Source organism: Priestia sp. SRI_019 (assembly GCF_057586255.1).
Map to the genome: position 1 here is coordinate 1 of NZ_JBYCZN010000005.1, position 20,071 is coordinate 20,071.

At 37.8% G+C, this 20,071-nt stretch carries 24 protein-coding genes and 1 rRNA gene; 8 read left to right on the forward strand and 17 right to left on the reverse strand.

What is annotated here, in order from left to right; genetic code table 11:
- Together AC2YJL_RS22735 and AC2YJL_RS22740 are read right to left on the reverse strand one after the other, a co-directional pair.
- Positions 1-81 (reverse strand): 16S ribosomal RNA (locus AC2YJL_RS22735); the annotation flags it as partial.
- A gap of 343 nt (positions 82-424) precedes the next feature.
- A complete protein-coding gene (locus tag AC2YJL_RS22740) occupies positions 425-1,291 on the reverse strand; it encodes a nucleotidyltransferase-like protein (RefSeq protein WP_013055174.1) in 867 nt (288 codons plus the stop codon).
- Positions 1,292-1,513: 222 nt separating this feature from the next.
- On the opposite strand from AC2YJL_RS22740, the gene AC2YJL_RS22745 reads away from it, so the two are divergent.
- Positions 1,514-1,873 carry a YgzB family protein gene (locus tag AC2YJL_RS22745; protein WP_014461817.1) on the forward strand — a complete coding sequence of 120 codons (360 nt, stop codon included), beginning with the start codon at positions 1,514-1,516 and terminating at the stop codon, positions 1,871-1,873.
- A gap of 22 nt (positions 1,874-1,895) precedes the next feature.
- Here the strand turns inward: AC2YJL_RS22745 and perR are convergent, their stop codons facing one another.
- The 6 genes from perR to AC2YJL_RS22775 form a co-directional block, all read right to left on the reverse strand.
- Entirely contained in the window at positions 1,896-2,330 is a 435-nt protein-coding gene (gene perR, locus AC2YJL_RS22750) for a peroxide-responsive transcriptional repressor PerR (RefSeq protein WP_013055172.1), read from the reverse strand.
- A 254-nt stretch (positions 2,331-2,584) separates the two neighbouring features.
- The gene (gene bcp, locus AC2YJL_RS22755; RefSeq protein WP_013055171.1) at positions 2,585-3,055 is read right to left on the reverse strand and encodes a thioredoxin-dependent thiol peroxidase; all 471 of its coding nucleotides are present in this window, start codon (positions 3,053-3,055) and stop codon (positions 2,585-2,587) included.
- A 69-nt stretch (positions 3,056-3,124) separates the two neighbouring features.
- On the reverse strand, positions 3,125-3,517 hold the full coding sequence (locus AC2YJL_RS22760; RefSeq protein WP_028410112.1) for an ion channel: 393 nt from the start codon (positions 3,515-3,517) through the stop codon (positions 3,125-3,127).
- Positions 3,518-3,609: 92 nt separating this feature from the next.
- On the reverse strand, positions 3,610-4,395 hold the full coding sequence (locus tag AC2YJL_RS22765; RefSeq protein ID WP_116516647.1) for an ABC transporter permease: 786 nt from the start codon (positions 4,393-4,395) through the stop codon (positions 3,610-3,612).
- Between the two features lie 9 nt (positions 4,396-4,404).
- Positions 4,405-5,196, reverse strand: a complete 792-nt coding sequence (locus AC2YJL_RS22770; protein WP_028410114.1) for an ABC transporter permease — start codon at positions 5,194-5,196, stop codon at positions 4,405-4,407.
- Positions 5,189-6,202: an ABC transporter ATP-binding protein gene (locus AC2YJL_RS22775; RefSeq protein WP_028410115.1), complete on the reverse strand. Its 1,014-nt coding sequence runs from the start codon at positions 6,200-6,202 to the stop codon at positions 5,189-5,191. Before AC2YJL_RS22775 ends, AC2YJL_RS22770 begins: the two co-directional genes overlap by 8 nt.
- Positions 6,203-6,404: 202 nt before the next feature.
- On the opposite strand from AC2YJL_RS22775, the gene AC2YJL_RS22780 reads away from it, so the two are divergent.
- Positions 6,405-7,703 carry a glutamate-1-semialdehyde 2,1-aminomutase gene (locus tag AC2YJL_RS22780; protein ID WP_028410116.1) on the forward strand — a complete coding sequence of 433 codons (1,299 nt, stop codon included), beginning with the start codon at positions 6,405-6,407 and terminating at the stop codon, positions 7,701-7,703.
- A 549-nt stretch (positions 7,704-8,252) separates the two neighbouring features.
- A complete protein-coding gene (locus AC2YJL_RS22785) occupies positions 8,253-9,341 on the forward strand; it encodes an FUSC family protein (RefSeq protein ID WP_013081550.1) in 1,089 nt (362 codons plus the stop codon).
- Between the two features lie 35 nt (positions 9,342-9,376).
- On the opposite strand, the gene AC2YJL_RS22790 is transcribed toward AC2YJL_RS22785, so the two are convergent.
- The 5 genes from AC2YJL_RS22790 to fabL form a co-directional block, all read right to left on the reverse strand.
- A complete protein-coding gene (locus AC2YJL_RS22790; protein WP_013081549.1) occupies positions 9,377-11,128 on the reverse strand; it encodes an ABC transporter ATP-binding protein in 1,752 nt (583 codons plus the stop codon).
- 169 nt (positions 11,129-11,297) lie between these two features.
- Positions 11,298-11,834 (reverse strand): nucleoside tri-diphosphate phosphatase, encoded by a 537-nt coding sequence (ntdP, locus tag AC2YJL_RS22795; RefSeq protein WP_013055163.1) that lies wholly within the window; start codon positions 11,832-11,834, stop codon positions 11,298-11,300.
- Between the two features lie 195 nt (positions 11,835-12,029).
- A complete protein-coding gene (locus AC2YJL_RS22800; RefSeq protein ID WP_013081548.1) occupies positions 12,030-12,290 on the reverse strand; it encodes a YgaB family protein in 261 nt (86 codons plus the stop codon).
- Between the two features lie 189 nt (positions 12,291-12,479).
- Complete coding sequence (locus AC2YJL_RS22805; protein WP_013081547.1) at positions 12,480-12,773, reverse strand: gamma-type small acid-soluble spore protein; 294 nt, start codon at positions 12,771-12,773, stop codon at positions 12,480-12,482.
- Positions 12,774-12,870: 97 nt separating this feature from the next.
- Entirely contained in the window at positions 12,871-13,620 is a 750-nt protein-coding gene (gene fabL, locus AC2YJL_RS22810) for an enoyl-[acyl-carrier-protein] reductase FabL (RefSeq protein WP_251568980.1), read from the reverse strand.
- A 116-nt stretch (positions 13,621-13,736) separates the two neighbouring features.
- Between fabL and AC2YJL_RS22815 the strand changes: the two genes are divergently transcribed.
- Positions 13,737-13,961 carry a hypothetical protein gene (locus AC2YJL_RS22815; RefSeq protein ID WP_014461827.1) on the forward strand — a complete coding sequence of 75 codons (225 nt, stop codon included), beginning with the start codon at positions 13,737-13,739 and terminating at the stop codon, positions 13,959-13,961.
- A gap of 33 nt (positions 13,962-13,994) precedes the next feature.
- Here the strand turns inward: AC2YJL_RS22815 and mutY are convergent, their stop codons facing one another.
- Positions 13,995-15,089, reverse strand: a complete 1,095-nt coding sequence (gene mutY, locus AC2YJL_RS22820; protein ID WP_195695524.1) for an A/G-specific adenine glycosylase — start codon at positions 15,087-15,089, stop codon at positions 13,995-13,997.
- 239 nt (positions 15,090-15,328) lie between these two features.
- Here mutY and AC2YJL_RS22825 point away from each other — a divergent pair, with 239 nt between their 5' ends.
- Positions 15,329-16,309, forward strand: a complete 981-nt coding sequence (locus AC2YJL_RS22825) for a metal-dependent hydrolase (protein WP_285852948.1) — start codon at positions 15,329-15,331, stop codon at positions 16,307-16,309.
- Between the two features lie 63 nt (positions 16,310-16,372).
- On the opposite strand, the gene AC2YJL_RS22830 is transcribed toward AC2YJL_RS22825, so the two are convergent.
- Positions 16,373-16,642, reverse strand: a complete 270-nt coding sequence (locus tag AC2YJL_RS22830) for a YfhJ family protein (protein ID WP_013055156.1) — start codon at positions 16,640-16,642, stop codon at positions 16,373-16,375.
- A 135-nt stretch (positions 16,643-16,777) separates the two neighbouring features.
- On the opposite strand from AC2YJL_RS22830, the gene AC2YJL_RS22835 reads away from it, so the two are divergent.
- Entirely contained in the window at positions 16,778-16,933 is a 156-nt protein-coding gene (locus AC2YJL_RS22835; protein ID WP_016762865.1) for a small, acid-soluble spore protein K, read from the forward strand.
- Between the two features lie 83 nt (positions 16,934-17,016).
- Here AC2YJL_RS22835 and AC2YJL_RS22840 read toward each other — a convergent pair whose 3' ends face one another.
- Positions 17,017-17,331 (reverse strand): YfhH family protein, encoded by a 315-nt coding sequence (locus AC2YJL_RS22840; protein ID WP_013055154.1) that lies wholly within the window; start codon positions 17,329-17,331, stop codon positions 17,017-17,019.
- An 82-nt stretch (positions 17,332-17,413) separates the two neighbouring features.
- Here AC2YJL_RS22840 and AC2YJL_RS22845 point away from each other — a divergent pair, with 82 nt between their 5' ends.
- On the forward strand, positions 17,414-18,067 hold the full coding sequence (locus AC2YJL_RS22845; protein ID WP_195695525.1) for an SDR family NAD(P)-dependent oxidoreductase: 654 nt from the start codon (positions 17,414-17,416) through the stop codon (positions 18,065-18,067).
- 159 nt (positions 18,068-18,226) lie between these two features.
- Here AC2YJL_RS22845 and recX read toward each other — a convergent pair whose 3' ends face one another.
- Entirely contained in the window at positions 18,227-19,036 is an 810-nt protein-coding gene (recX, locus tag AC2YJL_RS22850; protein WP_251568984.1) for a recombination regulator RecX, read from the reverse strand.
- A 97-nt stretch (positions 19,037-19,133) separates the two neighbouring features.
- Here recX and AC2YJL_RS22855 point away from each other — a divergent pair, with 97 nt between their 5' ends.
- Complete coding sequence (locus AC2YJL_RS22855) at positions 19,134-20,036, forward strand: TIGR01777 family oxidoreductase (RefSeq protein ID WP_050688500.1); 903 nt, start codon at positions 19,134-19,136, stop codon at positions 20,034-20,036.
- The last annotated feature ends 35 nt before the right edge of the window (positions 20,037-20,071 follow it).

Here is a 20,071-nt window from a genome sequence, read left to right on the forward strand (position 1 = left end):
TTTCTAATCAGTTCGCTCGACTTGCATGTATTAGGCACGCCGCCAGCGTTCATCCTGAGCCAGGATCAAACTCTCCGAAGAAATATTTGACTTGCTCATTTAAAAAATAAAATTTAACGTTGACGTTTGTCGCTTTGTTCAGTTTTCAAAGTTCAATCGCCGCTCTTAAGCGACTTTTTAATCTTACCAGTTTATCTCTTTCTTGTCAACAACTTTTTTAAGAAGTTTTTTCAAGTTTTTGATAAATTTAGTATCGCTCATTGGCGACGTATATAAATTTACCACGGATATTTTAAAGCGTCAATAGATTTTTTAAAATAAATCGTGTTTTTTTAGAAAAACCTTTTATCCAGGCTATAAAGTCATATGTCAGGGTATCTACACGTCATAACCGCACCGTATCAGATACCCTTTATCCTCTCTATCATTTCGCCACATAGTGTCTATGGTACAAACTCTTTCCTTTGGTTTCTACTTTTTTTACCATAATGATATCTTTTTCAATTAAAAACTCAAGAAGTATTCCTAAATCAATAGCATAAGGGCGTATTTCGGGATGATGAACCAGTTCATTAAACGTCCATTCCTGCTTTTCACTTTTCATAATATGAACAAGATGCTTGGCACCCAATTCAGTTTTTTTATTTACTAGAAATTCACTCGCTAAAAAAAGCAGCTCTAAACGCTTGCTAACCTCTTCTTGGCTAATAATTAGCTCTTCGTAAAGACGATGAATTTCAGGTTCTATTTTTTTCACTTGGTTCCATACTGTCACTTCTGGGTGAAATCCATTTTCTAACACAGACAGTCGTGCTAAATGATGAAGAGCATGAATGACATGATTGAATGCATCTAAATAATGATTAGACGCATAAAAGTCTTTTCCTTCTTTAAATCGGCGAATCAATTTAGCAAACTCGACACCTATTCTCTTTGTCCGATCTTCTCTAGGAAAATCAATTAAGCGTTTCTTTAAGTTTTCCATATATTCGTTTCGATCAAATAGCACTTTACCATTTAAGATCCAATCAATAATACGGCGGTTCGTCCCATTCATAATCCATTCACTCATTTGCTGTTCAGAAGCCATATAAAGTGCCGCACGCTCATTTTCATATTCGTATTGTTTAATAAAAAGAGAAGTTTCTGTAGTTTTGGTCACAATAAATAAGATAGCATCCAAATTATCCGTCACTGGAGATTCTGATTTCTTTTTTTCAATCAGTAAGATACCTAGTGTGTCTTTATTGCTAGCTCTTTCTTGATATATTGGCCGTAAAACATCTTCCATTTTGAGCTCTCCTAACTGTAATAAACAAATATTTTTCAAAATTTTAAAGGCTATGGACTAAGATTTCTTTTTTTATTATATACGATGTATAACGGATATCCCACTCAGAATTATGGAAATCATTCAGAAAGCTCAAAAACCAACGATAATTTTCCGAAGATTCAATTTTTATCATCATTCACTGTCTCACTCTATGATATATTGGTAACAGGGGGGATACTGATGGGGATAAAGTATTCAAATAAAATTAACAAGATTCGCACGTTTGCACTCAGTCTGATCTTTGTTGGTTTCATTGTTATGTATGGGGGAATTTTCTTTCGGTCTTCAGTCTGGCTAATGACTATTTTTATGCTTTTGGGGTTGCTGTGCATCGTAGCCAGTACCGGCGTTTATTTCTGGATTGGCATGCTTTCTACAAAAGCGGTTCAAGTAACCTGCCCTACATGTCAAAAGCAAACAAAAATGCTAGGGCGCGTAGATATGTGTATGTATTGCAACGAGCCGCTTACGCTTGACCGGTCTCTTGAAGGAAAACAATTTGATGAAAAGTATAATAGAAAAAAACAAAAAGAAAGCTGATAGTATCACTACTATCAGCTTATTAATGCGCTTTTTTAGCCGTACAATCAGGACACGTTCCGTAAATTTCCATTCGGTGGTGACTAATATCAAAGTCAGTAATATGAGCAGCCAGCTTTTCTACTTCGTCTAAACCAGGATAATGAAAATCCACAATTTTTCCGCAGCTTTCGCAAATCACATGATAATGCTCTGTTGTAACATAATCAAACCGGCTTGATGCATCACCGTATGTTAGTTCCTTTACAATACCAACTTCGCGAAATACTCTTAAATTATTGTACACGGTTGCTACACTCATATTTGGAAACTTACCTTCCAGCGCTTTATAAATATCATCTGCTGTTGGATGTGTCATGGAATTGATTAAATACTCTAAAATAGCATGACGTTGTGGTGTAATACGAACGCCAGTACCTTTTAACGTTTCAAGGGCTTCTTGTAAATGATTTGACACGCCATGCACCCCTCTTCTGTAAGTATTATTACTTTATAATTCTTATAATTAGTCTACATGTTTTACCCACGTTTTGTCAACTTGATGCCTATTCCTATTTTATGTAATACATCATCATTATTTACGTATTCTGTGCAAAAAAAGAAGTGTGGAAATTAATCCACACTTTTAAATATATTAACATCTGAGGAGGTATGCCCTACACTGATATTGTATGTGCAAAGACAAAAACTGCTCTAGTTATCTGCCTGTTTTTATGCCATTTTTTCTTTAATAAACGATAAAGCTTCTTCCACATGGCCTTTTACCCGTACCTTGCGATACTCTTTTACGAGCATTCCTTCTTTATTAATGATAAAAGTGGAGCGTTCAATGCCCATATATTCTTTTCCAAAGTTTTTTTTCAGTGTCCATACTCCATACTCTTCAGCTACGCTGTGATCTTCATCAGCTAAAAGTAAGAATGGAAGGCCGTGCTTATCAATAAACTTATGGTGTTTGTCGATCGGATCCGGGCTCACTCCTAAAATCACCGCATCTAGCTCTTCAAAATTTTCATGCTGATCTCTGAAATCACAGGCTTCTGTTGTACAGCCTGGCGTCATATCTTTCGGATAAAAATACAGCACAACGTTTTTTCCTTTCATCGACGCTAGTGATACTTGCTCTCCATTTGTAGACATCAATACAAAATCGGGTGCTTTTTCTCCAACTACAGCTGTCATATTTATCTTCTCCTTTACGCTTTTCATTTTCTTTGAATAGCGTACCCAATATTAGATAAGATGACAAGTTTAAGTGCGGGTAACAGTTCGCATCACAAAGATTGCAGGCATAATATAGCCGATAAACGCTTCAAAAGTTGCAAATAATTTCCCAATTCCAACCGGATACATATCTCCGTATCCTACTGAAAATAACGTTGCTGCGCTGAAATACATGCTGTTAAACAGCGTATAAAAATAATGACCTTCATGTTCAAACCCTCCGCTTAACACTGGAATACTCCCCATCTCACACACTGTATAAATAAGGCTAAATCCCAATAAAACTGTAATATATGAATAAAACAAGACAAAGAAGTGACCAATTGAGAAAAAATGAAATTCTCCAAGTTCTTTTTCAAAGAGAAACTTCATACTACCAATTACAAAAACAACGATAACGAGGATTAGAAAAATAACCATCATTCTACTCCTTTAATTTATACTCTATTACCACTATACGCGCGTTCTTGTCCATTCATTACTACTCTGAAGCCACGAAAAAGAGCAGGCATTTAATTGCCTGCTCCTCTGTATTTTTTGACACCTGTATTCCATAAGAAGATAGAGATCGTAAAAAAGATGATTCCCATTACTGGAGTTAAAAATGCATATCCGTACCATTCAGCTCTTCCTAGGAAATAAGCAGCTGGATATACGCCTACAAATGCAAAAGGAAGAATCCACGTTAAAACATAGCGGATGACATTATTGTAAATATCTACAGGATACCTTCCGTAGTTTCCAATATTATAAATAGTGGGCATAATAGAGGTTCTGGCATCCGACCAGAAGCCTATGCTTGCTAAGGCGATGAAAATTCCTGCGTATACAAGCGCTCCTCCCAAAATAAATAATAGAAAAACAAAAACATCATACCACTGGAAATGAAGATGTAAAGAAGACGCAGCGTAAGCCATTACGGCAATCCCTGTGACACCACCAAACAATGATTCTAGCTCCATTCGCTCCAAAATAACTTGAAACAAACTATGAATCGGCCGCGTTAAAATTCGGTCCATTTCTCCTTTAACAATGTAGCGCTCATTGAAATCCCAAATGTTAAAGAAAGACGAAAAAATAGCAAAAGGAACTAAAAAGAAACCATAAATAAAGATAATTTCCTCTCGTGACCATCCGTGCAGCGACTGAGTATGACCAAATACAACTAAAATAAAAATTAAGTTAACCGCTTGAAATAATAAGTCCGATATGATTTCAACTACCATGTCGGTACGATACTGAAGCCTTGTTTTCATATATTGACCAATGTACTGAAAGAAAATCGAAAAATAAAACATTTTCATAGACTACCCTCCTTGAATAACCATTTTTTTCTTCGCTATGTTCCACAAACATGCAATAGGGATAAATAGAAGTCCTGACCAAACTGCTTGTGTGATAAGAGCATTTATTACTTCCTGCCCTTTAAATCCATTTGTGAAAATCATGCTCGGAATATAACTAATGGCTTGAAAAGGGAAATAGCTCATAATATGTTGCGCCCAGAAAGGATAGAAACTGATGGGCAGAAGAAGTCCTGAAAACAAATCAATAACAACGCGCTTCGCTCGAATGAGTCCATCATTGTTAAAGAGAAAGAAAGTCGTAATACCCGTTAATAAATTAATTTGTGTATTGATAATGAAACTAAAAATTAAAGACAGTCCAAAATAAAGCCATGTTGCTGCATTTGCTGAGAACTGTACTGGAAATAAAAACGCGACAATAATCATGCCGGGCACTGAGAAAAACAGCACTCGAAAAATCCCTTCTCCCAGTCCTTGCATCGTTTTCATACCAAGGTAGCTGTATGGTTTAATTAACTCTACAGCCACTTTGCCATCTTTAATTTCCGTTGCCATTTCACGGTCAATGTTATTAAAGTAAAAGGCTCTGGCCATCCATGAAACGGCTACATACGTTGTCATTTGAGTAATGGATAAACCTTGAATATTCTCTTTTCCTCCATAAATAGCCGACCATAAAAAATAGTAAGCACCAATATTAATTGCATAAATCAATATTCCGCTGTAATAATTCGTCCGATACGCCAGCATCATTAAAAAGCGAATGCGTATCATCTCTATATATTTATCCATTCACAACACCTTCTTCATAAATGTTGCGGATAATTTCTTCCGTTGAAATTTCTTCAATGTTAATATCGCTGATTTCATGCTTTGCCACCACTTTAGCAATCAGCTGCGACATTAAGTCTCCTTTATTTTGAAGCTGCGCTGTCCACAAATATTTTTGATCACCTTCAATCCAGTTAACAGGCATTCCTTGCGTCAATAGCTTCAACTGCTCTTTATTTGGCGCAGTCCCAAATTCAAACGTAATCTGCTTAAGGTCGCCCCAGTTCGAACGCAGCTTTTGCAGCGATCCATCATAAATAATACTGCCTTCATCCAGCATTACAACGCGTTCACATAAAGCTTCAATATCTGCTAAATCATGTGTTGTAAGCAAAATCGTCGTGTTGTATTTTTCATTAATTTCTTTTAAAAATTGGCGGATTTTTAATTTAACTAGTACATCTAAACCAATCGTCGGTTCATCTAAAAATAGAAGCGGCGGATTATGAATGAGAGCAGCAGCCAGCTCACAGCGCATTCTTTGACCTAAAGAAAGCTTTCGCACCGGCTTATCTAGCAGCGGCCCGATATCTAACGTTTGAATAACGTGCTCCATATGAGCGTTATAATCTTCATCTGACACTTTGTATACTTTTTTTAACAGGCGAAAAGATTCTTGTACGGCAATATCCCACCATAGCTGAGAGCGTTGACCAAAAACTACCCCAATCGTTTGGGCAAACTTTTCTCTTTCTTTATGAGGGTTCATTCCATTTACGGTAATGTCGCCTGCAGTTGGAGTTAAGATCCCTGTTAGCATTTTGATTGTGGTTGATTTCCCCGCTCCGTTTTCTCCTATATACCCTACCATTTCCCCTTGTTTTACGGTAAACGAAATATCGTTCACAGCTTTCATGACTCTATAATTACGGGTAAATAAATCCCGGAATGCCCCTTTAAGGCCAGAGCGGCTAGAATAGGCTTTAAATTCTTTCCGAAGTTGATTCACCTCAATAGCATTTTTCATTGTATTCCCTCCGTTACGTCGACGTATTAGTGGTTTCTTTTATTGTTTCCGGCGCCCTTGCTAGCAACTCCTCCAAGAGACGAGGAACTATTTTCTAGCAGTTAGCTCACAAATTTCTATCATACACGTTCTCGAATGTTTTTCAAGAAACAAATAAGTTTGATAGAATAAAGAAGTTGAACTTTTCATTAGGAGGCATACTATGCAATTCACAAAATCAGAACAATTACACGCTGAAGCGCTCGAACATATTGTAGGCGGCGTTAACAGCCCTTCACGTTCATATAAAGCCGTAGGAGGCGGAGCGCCTGTTGCAATGGAGAAGGCAAGCGGAGCTTATTTCTGGGACGTTGATGGAAATAAATATATTGACTATTTAGCAGCTTATGGTCCTATTATTACAGGACACGCTCATCCTCATATCACGAAAGCTATTACAAAAGCAGCTGAAACGGGTGTTCTTTACGGTACTCCAACTGCTCATGAAGTCACATTTGCTAAAATGCTCAAAGAAGCGATGCCCGCATTAGATAAAGTGCGCTTCGTCAACTCTGGAACAGAAGCCGTTATGACAACGATTCGTGTAGCACGCGCTTATACTGGACGCGATAAAATTATTAAATTTGCAGGTTGCTACCACGGCCATTCTGACCTTGTGTTAGTAGCAGCTGGATCTGGTCCTTCTACACTCGGCACTCCTGACTCTGCTGGTGTACCAAAAAGTATCGCTAACGAAGTCATCACAGTTCCTTTTAACGACATCGAGCCTTACAAGGAAGCATTAGAAAAATGGGGCGATCAAATTGCGGCTGTTTTAGTAGAACCAATCGTTGGAAACTTCGGAATTGTTGAGCCGGAACCTGGCTTTTTAGAACAAGTTAATGAATTAACTCACGAAGCTGGAGCACTTGTTATTTACGACGAAGTTATTACAGCGTTTCGCTTTATGTATGGCGGAGCTCAAGATTTACTTGGTGTAAAACCTGATCTGACTGCATTTGGAAAAATCATCGGCGGCGGTCTTCCGATCGGAGCCTACGGCGGTAAAAAAGAAATCATGGAAAAAGTGGCACCGCTTGGACCCGCTTATCAAGCAGGTACAATGGCAGGAAACCCAGCTTCTATTCTTTCTGGGATTGCTTGCCTGGAAGTACTAAAGCAAGAAGGTGTTTATGAACAGTTGGATAAGCTAGGGGCGATGCTCGAAGAAGGTATTTTAAAACATGCTCGTACATATAACATGCCTATCACTATCAATCGATTGAAAGGCGCTCTTACTGTCTACTTTACAACAGAAACGGTCAAAAACTATGAACAAGCAGAAAATACAGACGGCGAATTATTTGCACGCTTCTTTAAACTAATGCTCCACCAAGGTGTCAACTTAGCTCCTTCGAAGTATGAAGCATGGTTCCTTACTACAGCTCATACAGAACAAGATATTACCGACACATTAGAAGCAGTCGAAAAAGCATTTAAACAATTAAGTGAAGAACGCTAATTCTTATTCTAAAGAGGCTGAGATAAAAGGATTTTAGACGAAGTGGAAAACGAACCATTGATCAAGATGTTTGATTAGTGGTTCGTTTTTTTTGTTAGGGTAAACGTAGGTTTCATGTATGCAGGTCTTTCTAGCAGCTGATTGGAGGGCAAGTCGAAGACTTCTGCAGAAATCAACTACTGTGTCACAAGCGATTCAGCCCATGTATCCTATTTATTCATCTTTAGATTGCATTTACTTCGTTATATCTCAACCTCTTTTTCGTTTTACCTTTGGGTTTCCTTATAGAACATTTCCACCTTTCATAACCATTTCTTACGCGTCATCTCCTTTTTGTCAGCCTGTCGAAAAATCCCGAGAAATACCCTTATTTTTCTGCTTGTTTTCTCTTGATATCCATTCTTAAACCTTGTATAGTATGTTATTGTTTATATTATTTCCAACAGGTTATGTAATAAAGAAGGATTGATTTTTGCAATTTATCATTTGTTTTGGGGAACATTCTTCATAACGAAAAAACTTTTTTACAGAAAGGAACTACGAACGCACATGAAACTTGGTGCCCGCATCTTAAAAACGGGAATTGCCATTACACTTTCATTGTTATTAGGTGAATTTCTAAGTTTACCATCTCCAATATTTGCGGCAATTGCGGCAGTTTTTGCAATTCAACCGTCTATTTACAGATCTTATTTAACAATATTGGAGCAAATACAGGCGAATGTGATTGGAGCTGCTTCTGCAGTTTGTTTTGGACTTATTTTTGGTACCCATCCCATCATTATTGGTTTTACCGCTGTTGTTGTCATCGCAGTCAACTTAAAATTACGTATTAATAATACAATTGGGCTTGCGCTTGTGACAGTAATTGCAATTATGGAAAATCCAGGAGATAATTTCGTTGAATATGCACTTATACGCTTTGGTACAGTGTTACTTGGGGTATTCTCAGCATTTATTGTCAATCTTATTTTTATTCCGCCAAAGTATGAAACAAGATTGTATTATAAAATTGTAAGCACAACGGAAGAAATTATTAAATGGATTCGCATGAATCTTTATCACGCATCTGAGCACACATTGTTAAAAGAAGACATTGAAAAAATGAAAGACAATGTGGCTAAAATGAATCAAATCTTTGATTTTTACAAAGAAGAACGCACTTATTCAACCAAAAAACGTTTTGTTAAGTCACGCAAGCTCGTTTTATTTCGTCAAATGATTACCGTAACAACACGAGCTCTTACAACCTTGAAACTACTTCACCGAGTAGAAAATGATCTTCAAGTCATGCCGCAGCAATTTCAAGATTTAATCAAATCTGAAGTTGAGTGCCTGTTAATGTATCATGAGCAAGTATTATTAAAATTCATTGGGAAATTACGCGTACAGCCAACCACTACTGTACCAAACGAAGCCTGCGTTGGAAAACGAGCTTTAATCGATAAATTTATGCAGTACAAAATATACGATAATGATGAAGAGAATAAGGTTATTTATCATATCTTCCCTTTAATTTCTGTCATCATTGAGTATAGTGAAGAGTTAGAGCATCTTGATAAGCTGATTGATACGTTCCAAAACTATCACAAAGATGCTAACTCATTTGATATTAATCATCAGCGACAAGAAGATTAAAAACACCACCTATTGTTAGACAATAGGTGGTGTTTTTAAATTGTATCAAGCTGCTGAACGTTAAAGAGCTGATAGTAATGACCTTTTTTCTTAATTAACTCCTCATGAGAACCTCGTTCGACTACTCTTCCATTTTCTAAAAGTACAATTTCATCAACATGAGTAATTGTAGATAAACGATGGGCTACAATGAAAGTCGTACGGTCTTTTGCTAGTTCAGCTAATGCTTCTTGAATATAGTGCTCACTTTCCAAATCTAGAGCTGAAGTGGCTTCATCAAAAATAAGAATAGCTGGATTTTTCAAAAATACGCGCGAAATAGAAATACGCTGCTTCTGTCCCCCTGATAGCTTCATTCCCCGCTCTCCCACTTTTGTATCATATCCTTCGGGCAAATTCATAATAAAATCGTGGGCATTTGCGGCTTTTGCCGCAGCAATTACTTCTTCATCTGTCGCTCCTGGCTTTCCAAGCAGTATATTGTTTTTAACCGTGTCACTAAACAACACCGTATCCTGCAGGACGATTCCAATCTTATCTCGCAGGCTGCGTACCTTATAGGTTTTGATATCAATGTCATCAATGAGAATTTTACCCTCTGTCACATCATAAAAGCGCGGAATTAAGCTGATAAGCGTGGATTTCCCTCCTCCGCTCATTCCAACAAACGCAACGGATTTTCCTTTTTCTACATCTAAATTAATATCATGAATCACAGGTTTTTCTTCTTCTTCATAAGCAAATGAAACGTGCTCAAACTGCACCTTTCCATGAAGCTCAGTACATTCTTTTGCATCTTTCTTGTCTGTAATATCGTATTCTTCATCAATGAACTCAAACACCCGGTCCATAGATGCAACAGACTGCGTGAGCGTAGTCGATGAATTGACCAAGCGGCGAAGCGGATTATACAAGCGGTCAATATAGGCCACAAATGCTACCATCGTTCCTACGCTAAGACTTTCTGTGATGACTTGATATCCGGCAAATGTAATCACGATTAAAGGTGCCAAATCGGTAATGGTATTCACTACTGCAAATGTTTTTGCATTCCAATTCGTATGATTAATTGCTTTTTGTAGAAAATTTGAATTTTGCTTATCAAATTGTTTCTGCTCATGAGGCTCAATAGCAAAGCTGCGAATAACAGAGATCCCTTGAACCCTTTCATGCAAGTGACCCTGCACTTCCGCTAAAGCCTGCGAACGGACTCTTGTTAAATGGCGAAGACGACTGTAAAAATATTTTACAGAGAACGCATAAACCGGCAGCAAAATAATCGATACCAGTGTTAAAGGTACATTCATCGTAAACATAATCACAATGGCTATTACAATCGTCATCATATCAAGCCATACATTCATTAAGCCTGTGATAACAAAGTTTTTTGTTTGCTCTACATCATTAATGACTCGTGAAATCACTTCACCCGCTCGCGTATTTGCATAATAACGTAAGCTAAGCTTTTGAATGTGGCTAAACAGCTGATCCCGTATATCATATAGTACTTTACTCGATACCCACTGAGCATAATACTGCCTGTAATATTCAATAGGGGGTCTTAACACTAAAAATATAACAAACGAAATCCCCATAATCGTCACCATTTTATGAACTTTTTCAGAGGAAGACATGCCATGGCCATTTACGATATCGTCCAAAACATATTTCAAAAGCAGCGGAATTAATAAAGGAATAGCAAATTTAATAATACCAATTAATACAGTGCCGACAATTTGCCATTTGTATGGCTGTACAAACTTCATGTAGCGTCTTATACTTCCCATAAAATCTCCCCTTTCTATCTATGAGGGCAAGCTTTCTTAGTATATGTACACGCGTCGATTTTTTAGTGCTTTTATCTCTTCTAAAAGATGGTGAGCATAACGCCAAAAAGAACATTATATCAAACAGTCAGCTTTAGACGGCCTAACATAATGTTCTCTAGATCATTCATCAAGAATGCCGATATGTTAAAAAACGCTCATACCAAATGTCAATGAAATCTGGAGCAAACGGGCCTTTTCGCTGTCGAATCCAACCTTTTAACTCCTCGACGTGATTATGTAAAATACGGTCAATCACTTCTGGATAATTCATTTCTTTTCGATGCTTCTCATATTCATCTTCATCAAGAAGGGTGTATGTCATATCTGGATAGACTTTGATATCTAAATCATAATCAATATATTTGAGCGCTTCATTGTCATCATAAATGAACGGCGAACTGATATTGCAGTAATAATAAATTCCATCTTCACGGATCATCCCAATGACATTAAACCACTGCTGAGCATGAAAATAACAAATTGCAGGCTCTCTTGTGACCCATGTTCGTCCATCTGATTCTGTAACGACCGTACGATCATTTCCTCCAATCACTAAGTTATTGGTTGCTTTTAATACGGTTGTCCGATCCCACACGCGATGAATATGTCCATTATGCTTGTAGCTGTGTATTTGAATTGTTTCTCCTTCCACCGGAATTCCCATCTCCAATACCTACTTTCATTTTAGCACTTAAAAAAATTCATATAACGTCTCCATTTGTCTTATGTTTATTATAACGGTTTCTCTCTCATTTTAACACAAATGCGCTAACCTTCTTGAGTTCAAAAAAGCCACTCCCCCTACTTTTCCTTTGCTTGGCAGCCTTAAAAAAGAGAGGAAGTGACACATCAATGTTCATTAAGCAAGTGTAGAGCAAGCCCCTTCACTTTTATATGTACGAATAATGTCTTCGGTTTGTGCTTCAAACGTCAATTGAATCTCTTTTAATTTTAGCTTCATTTCACTAATTTCATCTTGCACAGAATGAAGTTTTGCTTCTTCATGAAGTTTTATTAGTTCACCTTCGATTTCCTGACAGCGCTCAATCTCAGACTGCAAAAACAGAAGTTGATCCATGGTCTCCAATTGTTGAGTCACTAGCTGATCAAATTTTTTCATACGATAGCTCCTCTCTATTTGCTTTAACCATACACGCGGCACTTCTGTTAACATTCTGTTTAGGTGATCCAGATTCCTTTGACGAGTTGTGTAAAGTTTCAAGAAGTTTTGTCGTACTTTGTTGCTTTTTATATAAGAAAAAGCGAACTTAACATCGCCGTATGAAAGACGTTAAGTTCGCTTTTGATATTAACCTTGGTATTTACCAGAGTTTTGGTTTTTCTTTGCTTCAGCTTGTGCGTTTTGTTGTCTCACTTCTTGAGCACTTGTTTCGCTAGCAAATTCAGTACCGAAGTTGTTTTTAGATGCTTGAGCATTTTGGCTTTTGTTTGCCGCTGCTTGAGCATTTTGTTGTTTCACTTCTTGTACATTTGTTTCGCTACCAAATTCAGTACCGAAGTTGTTTTTAGATGCCTGAGCATTTTGTTGTTTCACGTGTTGTGTGCTTGTACCAGATGCTGTTTTGTTTGTTTGTTTTGCCATTGTAATCACCTCCACGAAAATTAATATGCCCGGGAGGTAAATAGGATATGCAAACTTTTTTCAGTATTTTAAGGCACAAGCACAAAACACATTTACCTTACATTAAAAGTGAACGCCCTCCGTCAATAATAAGCGTTTGACCGCAAATCATATTTGCTTGATCGGACACTAAGAACATAACTGCATCCACCATGTCTTTTGGCTCCACCATACGACCAGCTGGAGTATGCTTGCGTGCATCATCTAGAAGCTCATCGCGATTTGGGAAATGCTTTAATGCTCCTGTATCAACAGCTCCTCCAGATACAGCATTTACCACAATATTCTTTGGAGCCAGCTCCACTGCTAAATAGCGGGTCAACGCTTCTACAGCAGCTTTTGACACGCCTACTGTTGTATAATTTTCTAAATAGCGAATAGAACCAAGCGAACTGATGGTAACAATCTTTCCTCCGCCTACTTTTTCCATACGTTTAGCCGCTTCTTGTGCACAGAATAAATATCCTTTGCTGTTAATATCCATTGTCCAGTTCCAGTGAGTTTCTTCCAATTCCATAATAGGACGTAAGACTCCTGACGCTGCATTACTTACAAATACGTCTAAGCGACCGAATACTTCATCAATTTGCTCAAACATTTCTTTAATTTTTTCTACTTTTCCTACGTTTGCTTTAACAACTAATGCTTCTCTGCCTAATGCTTTGATTTCTTCTGCTACTTCCTGCGCTGCACTTTTGCTTCGTGCATAGTTTAATACAATATCGTATCCTTCTTTAGCCAGACGTAAGGCAATTTCTTTACCAATACCTCTGCTGCTTCCCGTAACTAGTGCTACCTTTTGTGACATGATGTCATCTCCCTTATGTATCGTATTATCTTTACATTGTACTGATTTTATCGCATAAGAAACAAGTAATATAGGGAAAATAGATAAAACTTGATGAAATGAACGAGGTGAATAGAATGTATGTAGGTAGAGACATGACGGCTCTTTCAATGATTTCTAAAAGCGAGTGGAAAGACAGCGAGCTTGCGTTTTTCCATCACTCTTTACAGCAAATGACGCCGTATTTAAATGCTGAAGGACAAAGTATTCATCAGCAAATTATTAAAGAAATTGAAGCACGGGGCGGGTTACAGCGCCACGAAGCAGATTACACACACGGTACGCATGTATCATATGATTAAATAAAAGAAGCGCGGAGTTTATCCACGCTTCTTTTATTTAACAAGTAAATATTCTTTTAAGATTTTTTGATGGGAAACAGGAAATGCATATTGTTCTAAATCTTTTTCAGAAACCACTTTCAAATTTTTTAATGCACTGATATCACTTGCAAGCTCTGCTTCATATACTGTGATGTTCCAGACGATGTGAGAAAATACGTGCTGAATTGTGGTAAACGGCGCATGAATTTTAATATCGGCTCCGTACTCATTTTGAATAAATGCCTGAAGCTGCTGATGATCTGGCGCTATACTAAGATCTACTTCTATATTTGGAAATTCCCATAGGTTAGCTAAAAGTCCTTTGCTTGGACGTTTATGAATCAGATAATTTCCGTCCTCGTCTCTAATCACCGCTGCAGCAAGCTGAAGAGCACGCGGCGCTTTTTTCTTTGATTTAACAGGAAGCTCATTCTGCACTCCTTCTTCAAACGCGCGGCAGTGTTCGCGAACTGGACATAACAAACAGGAAGGAGAAGTTGGTGTACAGACAATGGCACCAAGTTCCATCATGCCCTGATTGAAATAGGAAGGATTATCTTTTGAAATAATTTCATGCACGATATCTTCAAACAGCTTTCTTGTTTTCGGTTTTGCAATATCATCCCAAACGGATAAAATGCGCGATAGCACACGCATGACATTTCCATCTACAGCAGGCTGCGGCACTCCGTATGCAATACTTAAAATGGCTCCTGTTGTATAAGGGCCTACTCCTTTTAGTTTAGAGATTTCTGCTGGCGTATTTGGAACTTCTCCCCCGTATTGTTCGTGAACTTCTCGAACGGCGGTTTGTAAATTACGGGCACGGGAATAATAGCCTAATCCTTCCCACGCTTTTAACACATCATCTTCATTCGCATAAGCTAAATCTTTGATAGTGGGAAATTTGCTAATAAAATTATTAAAATACGGAATGACCGTATCTACTCTCGTTTGTTGAAGCATAATTTCAGATACCCACACTTTATAAGGGTCCTGATCTTGACGCCAAGGTAAAATGCGCTGTTCCTGCTCAAACCAAGAGATTAAATCATCTTGAAATGCTCGAATATCGAAATTTTGTACAATATCTTTACTTTGTTTCACGTCATAGCCTCCGAGGTATTAACTATACATATACAATGTGTTGCTTTTTGAATCTTAGTAACTTTATGATAACCTTATAACAACTACAAATATGAATAGTAAAATGAATTGTTCAAATAATGAATAAAAACAGCTAATTTGCTGCGTTAGTAATAAGGCGAGATTTTTCGCCCTAAATTAAGCTTCCATGCTGAATTAGGATACTCTAAGATTGTCATTTTACAAAGGAGGAGTTCGCTCTGGATACTGGTACACACATTGCAATGGGAATCGCTTTAGGCGGCCTTGCAACATTAGACCCCACTGTATCTGCGAATACAGCCACAATGGATGCTGTAATGATTGGCGTAATGGCCGGGTCATTAGCACCTGATTTAGACACTGTTTTAAAGTTGCGAAACAATGCACAGTATATCCGCAATCACCGTGGAATTACACATTCTATCCCGGCTGTTATTTTATGGCCTTTGCTTATCGTGCTCATTCTTTCGCTTCTGCTGCCAGGAGCTAACTTGCTGCATCTCTGGATGTGGACCTTTGCAGGCGTCATTATTCACGTTTTTGTTGATATCTTTAACGCTTATGGCACGCAAGCTTTACGGCCTTTCACAAATAAATGGATTGCGCTTGGCGTAATCAACACGTTTGATTACGTGATTTTCTCAGCTCACGTACTCGCGATTTTAATCTGGTTTATTGGAGCAGAGCCAGGACCAACATTTATTACGCTGTATGTGTTATTGGCGTTTTACTATGGACTGCGCTTTTATATGCGCCACCAAATTGCCAAGAAGCTTCGAAAACAGTTTCCTGATGTTATCAAGCTCAATATCTCTCCTACAATGCGTTTCACTCACTGGCACTTAGCTGTGACGACCGAAAAGTATTTTCATGTAGGAAGAGCAATCGGAGAAGAAATTTTTATTTATGATACGTTTGATAAAGTTCCAATTCCCGAATCAGCCGTAATTGAAGTAGCGAAAAAAGATGAAAATTTATCTGCTTTTCTTTCATTTTCACCTATTTATAGATGGGAACTGGATGAATATAACGACCACATTGAAGTGCGCTTTATTGATTTACGCTACCGCAGCAAGGACTACTATCCATTTGTAGCCGTGGTCCAGCTTGATTATAATTTAAATATCATTTGTTCGTACACAGGTTGGATTTTCAGTGAGAAAAAATTGCGTAAAAAGCTTGATTATCTCCCGCACTAATCATAACAAGAACAAATATGAAACCCAAAAACGAACCGTCTGCTCAAGACGGTTCGTTTTTATTTAATGTTTTAAATAGTCATCGTTATTCAATAAATGCTGATATTTAGGGTTTTTAACCGCGATTTCATGAAGTTTGTCTCCGTAGCTGTTAATATACATCGTAACAACCTTTTCCGTCGCTTCTTTCCCTTTATAATCATACCCGGCTTTTGCGTAAGATGACTCAAAATCTTCCCAGAAAAGCTCGACCCACGTGCGTGCTTGAGCATATGAGAGCGAACTGTTTTTATTTAAGAGCTGATTCGTTAATCTTTCAAATATATCGTTCATAAGAACACCTCGATTACCAAAATTCTTTATGAGTATGTTTGCACTTTTAACTTACACTATAAATGCGGAGTTATTCACTCCCTCATGTACTATATCATAACCGCAACGCTTTCTGTTGTAAAAGGAGAGGTATCGATGCGCAATAAAGCAAAAGATTTTACAAACCAACATCATACTAAGCTTGAAGGCGAACCTCGAGCAAAAGCTGAGTACGCTTCAAAACGTGCAAATGGAACTATTAACACGCATCCTCAAGAACGTATGCATGCTTCTAATGAGCGCGAAGAATAACCGCTTGCTTTACGTTTAAAAATAGAGTAAATATAGAAATCAAACAAGCAGCACACCACACTTCGTGCTGCTTGTTCATCCCTTTATTTTTTCAACATAGAAATAGGCAGTGCCTCTTCGTTTTGCGGTGAGCCAAGCCTAAATCCCCACGCAAAAACTCCGTTCATATAATCAATTTTAAAATATGAACCCGGATCTCCTTGAATTTCATATACTTCCCCTGCTTTAAACGTTTCGGGATCCAATAAATATGACCTAGCCATCGTTACTTTTCTTTCTAATACTGCATACTCATTGACCATGCCAAGCTGTTCAGCTTTTCGTGCTTTTTCTTGAAGAGACCCAATTTCTTGTTGAAGTTCATACGTCGTCATATCACTGTAACGTTTTTCAGACATGCTGTTTTCCCCCTTGTTTGCTTTCATTTTATTATAACAAAAGGTATAACTAAAGGGAGACTATGAAAAGGGAGTTTTGGGAATGAAAACAGTGCTAATCACGGGCGGTGCGACCGGTCTTGGAAGAGAACTCGCTAAACTTTACGCAAAAGACTACAACGTCATTCTAGCTGGACGCAATCACCATAAATTAAAAGAGGCGCAGCATGAGCTAGGAGACAACGTATATACGATGTCTGTAGATATTACAAAGTATGAAGAAGTAGGAAAATCTGTAGAAAAACTGCTGATGCAGCATTCAGTAGATATCCTTATCAACAATGCAGGCATTGGACATTTTGGTCCTTTGACCGATTATACAAAACAAGCCATCGATGAAGTCATCGATACAAATGTAAAAGGAACTATTTTTTTAACACAAGCGCTTATTCCTCATCTCTTGACGAGACCTGAGCCTAAAGTTATGAATATCATTTCAACTGCAGGACTTCGCGGGAAAGCTAATGAAAGCGTCTATGTGGCCAGTAAGTTTGGCGTAAGGGGATTTACAGAAAGTTTAAAAGTGGAATACCAAGATACCAGCCTTCATGTGATTGCAGCTTACATGGGAGGCATGAATACCCCTTTTTGGGATCACAACAACCACATTAAAGATAAAAGCCGATTGCGCTCGGCTTCAGAAATTGCTGAGATTATTTATAAACAGCAGAATGACTCAGAAGATATTTTGTTTTAAAAAGAGTGAAACATAACTGCATTAATCTAATCTAAAGATAAACACATGAAGTTTACGTTTGCCATCACAATAAAAAAATCCGAACGAGTTGGATTCTCCATCAAGAATCTCGATTCATCGTTCGGATTTCCCTTCAACTAACATACTTTTGTCCCGCCTTTATTCCTCTTCAATAGAATCTAGAAATGATTGAATTTGGTCAATAGAGAATCCTTTTCTATAAAGAGCTTGCTTCATTTTTTGCTGATATTCCCAGCCTTCATACTTTGAAAAACGACGATGCGCTTTCATTCCTTGGTATTGCAGAGCTTCCCATGCCTCATCGCTTTCTTTTTCTGTATTCGTGCGCTGAAATGCTTCTTGAATAATAGAAAATGAATAACCATTCACTGCCAATGCTTGTTCCATTTTTTGTTTCATCATTACCTGAGATAATTTTTTATATTTTCCTTTTAACTTTTCAATTAACTTCACAGCAGTTTGAATTTGCTGTTCTTCGGGGTATTCACATAAACTAAGGGTAATAATGGAATCAGAAATTCCCTTCTCTTTTAATTCTCTTTGAATCACATTTGGTCCTTTTGATGTCGTGTTCATCTGAGTTAACACAAATGCTGTGGCAAACTCTTCATCATTTAAATAACGTTGGCTGACTAATTTCTGAATAACTTGTTGAATAATAGTAGAGTTAATTTCTTTTTTCTTTAAATAATCATGTACCTCTTTTTCAGAGCGCATTCGATAAGATAAGTAAGTGATCGCTAAATTATAAGCTTTCTTCTCATCATCTGCGTACTGAATTTCCGTTAATTCAAATTCATCAAGCTCACGACCTTTTTTCAAGTCATATTTGATAAGGACATTTTCGTCAACACCAAAGCCAAACTCTTCACCTTTACCGTAATCTAAATACACATTATAACGTTCACCGCTATTCTTTTGCGTTGTGATCTTTGTGACAACAGGCATACACCTTCACCTCATATTTCTTATTAAATTGATGGCTGAAGAACCGCCAAACGTATCATACACATTTTTATTTATCTCAACAAAGGAGGAAGTTCGTATGAAAATTGTTATTGCTGGAGGAACTGGATTCGTAGGTAAAGCTTTAACAAAACATTTTTTAACACAAAAACATTATGTATATATTTTAACACGCAATGCAGATAAAGCTGCAAGAGATCCGAAACTTAAATATGTAGAGTGGATGCAAGAAAACAGCCAACCTGAAGAGCATGTAGAAGGAGCAGACGTTTTTATCAATTTAGCTGGCGTTTCACTTAACAGCGGCCGCTGGACGGACGAGCGCAAAAAAGCCATTGTGGAAAGTCGCCTTTCTTCTACTCAAGAAATCCTTCGTATTATGGCTGCCTTACCCGAAAAACCGTCCCTTTATGTAAATGCAAGTGCGGTTGGTTATTACGGGACATCGACTACAGAAACGTTCACAGAAGCTTCTCCATCCATCGGCACAGACTTTTTAGCTGAAACGGTAAAAAAATGGGAAAATGAAGCGTTAAAAGCGATGGAACTCAATATTCGTACTGTTTTAACAAGGTTCGGCGTTATATTAGGCAAAGATGGCGGGGCACTCCCTTCTACTGCCCTTCCTTATAAATTATTTGCAGGAGGGACAGTTGGTTCGGGAGAGCAGTGGATGTCTTGGGTGCATCTTCAAGACGTCGTCAAAATTATTGATTATTGCATTCATACCGAACAAATAGAAGGACCTGTTAATGTAACTGCTCCCAATCCCGTTCAAATGAAAGAGTTTGGAAAGACGATTGGAAAAGTATTGAATCGCCCTCACTGGATGCCCGTACCTAGCTTTGGCCTTCAGCTGCTGATGGGAGAAATGAGTATGATTATTTTGAAAGGACAGCGCGTTTTACCTGAAAAATTGATTCAACAGAATTACATTTTTACATATACTGTATTAGAAGATGCATTGCGAGATTTACTCTAGTTATTTTCTGTTATTTCCCTAAAACAGGTGACTAA

Bases quoted from the DNA above. Each gene is read 5' to 3' on its own strand.
- AC2YJL_RS22740 (WP_013055174.1), bottom strand. From the start codon at position 1,291: ATGGAAGATGTTTTACGGCCAATATATCAAGAAAGAGCTAGCAATAAA.
- AC2YJL_RS22745 (WP_014461817.1), top strand. From the start codon at position 1,514: ATGGGGATAAAGTATTCAAATAAAATTAACAAGATTCGCACGTTTGCA.
- bcp (WP_013055171.1), bottom strand. From the start codon at position 3,055: ATGACAGCTGTAGTTGGAGAAAAAGCACCCGATTTTGTATTGATGTCT.
- AC2YJL_RS22760 (WP_028410112.1), bottom strand. From the start codon at position 3,517: ATGGTTATTTTTCTAATCCTCGTTATCGTTGTTTTTGTAATTGGTAGT.
- AC2YJL_RS22765 (WP_116516647.1), bottom strand. From the start codon at position 4,395: ATGTTTTATTTTTCGATTTTCTTTCAGTACATTGGTCAATATATGAAA.
- AC2YJL_RS22770 (WP_028410114.1), bottom strand. From the start codon at position 5,196: ATGGATAAATATATAGAGATGATACGCATTCGCTTTTTAATGATGCTG.
- AC2YJL_RS22775 (WP_028410115.1), bottom strand. From the start codon at position 6,202: ATGAAAAATGCTATTGAGGTGAATCAACTTCGGAAAGAATTTAAAGCC.
- AC2YJL_RS22780 (WP_028410116.1), top strand. From the start codon at position 6,405: ATGCAATTCACAAAATCAGAACAATTACACGCTGAAGCGCTCGAACAT.
- AC2YJL_RS22785 (WP_013081550.1), top strand. From the start codon at position 8,253: ATGAAACTTGGTGCCCGCATCTTAAAAACGGGAATTGCCATTACACTT.
- AC2YJL_RS22790 (WP_013081549.1), bottom strand. From the start codon at position 11,128: ATGGGAAGTATAAGACGCTACATGAAGTTTGTACAGCCATACAAATGG.
- ntdP (WP_013055163.1), bottom strand. From the start codon at position 11,834: ATGGGAATTCCGGTGGAAGGAGAAACAATTCAAATACACAGCTACAAG.
- AC2YJL_RS22800 (WP_013081548.1), bottom strand. From the start codon at position 12,290: ATGAAAAAATTTGATCAGCTAGTGACTCAACAATTGGAGACCATGGAT.
- AC2YJL_RS22805 (WP_013081547.1), bottom strand. From the start codon at position 12,773: ATGGCAAAACAAACAAACAAAACAGCATCTGGTACAAGCACACAACAC.
- fabL (WP_251568980.1), bottom strand. From the start codon at position 13,620: ATGTCACAAAAGGTAGCACTAGTTACGGGAAGCAGCAGAGGTATTGGT.
- AC2YJL_RS22815 (WP_014461827.1), top strand. From the start codon at position 13,737: ATGTATGTAGGTAGAGACATGACGGCTCTTTCAATGATTTCTAAAAGC.
- AC2YJL_RS22830 (WP_013055156.1), bottom strand. From the start codon at position 16,642: ATGAACGATATATTTGAAAGATTAACGAATCAGCTCTTAAATAAAAAC.
- AC2YJL_RS22835 (WP_016762865.1), top strand. From the start codon at position 16,778: ATGCGCAATAAAGCAAAAGATTTTACAAACCAACATCATACTAAGCTT.
- AC2YJL_RS22840 (WP_013055154.1), bottom strand. From the start codon at position 17,331: ATGTCTGAAAAACGTTACAGTGATATGACGACGTATGAACTTCAACAA.
- AC2YJL_RS22845 (WP_195695525.1), top strand. From the start codon at position 17,414: ATGAAAACAGTGCTAATCACGGGCGGTGCGACCGGTCTTGGAAGAGAA.
- recX (WP_251568984.1), bottom strand. From the start codon at position 19,036: ATGCCTGTTGTCACAAAGATCACAACGCAAAAGAATAGCGGTGAACGT.
- AC2YJL_RS22855 (WP_050688500.1), top strand. From the start codon at position 19,134: ATGAAAATTGTTATTGCTGGAGGAACTGGATTCGTAGGTAAAGCTTTA.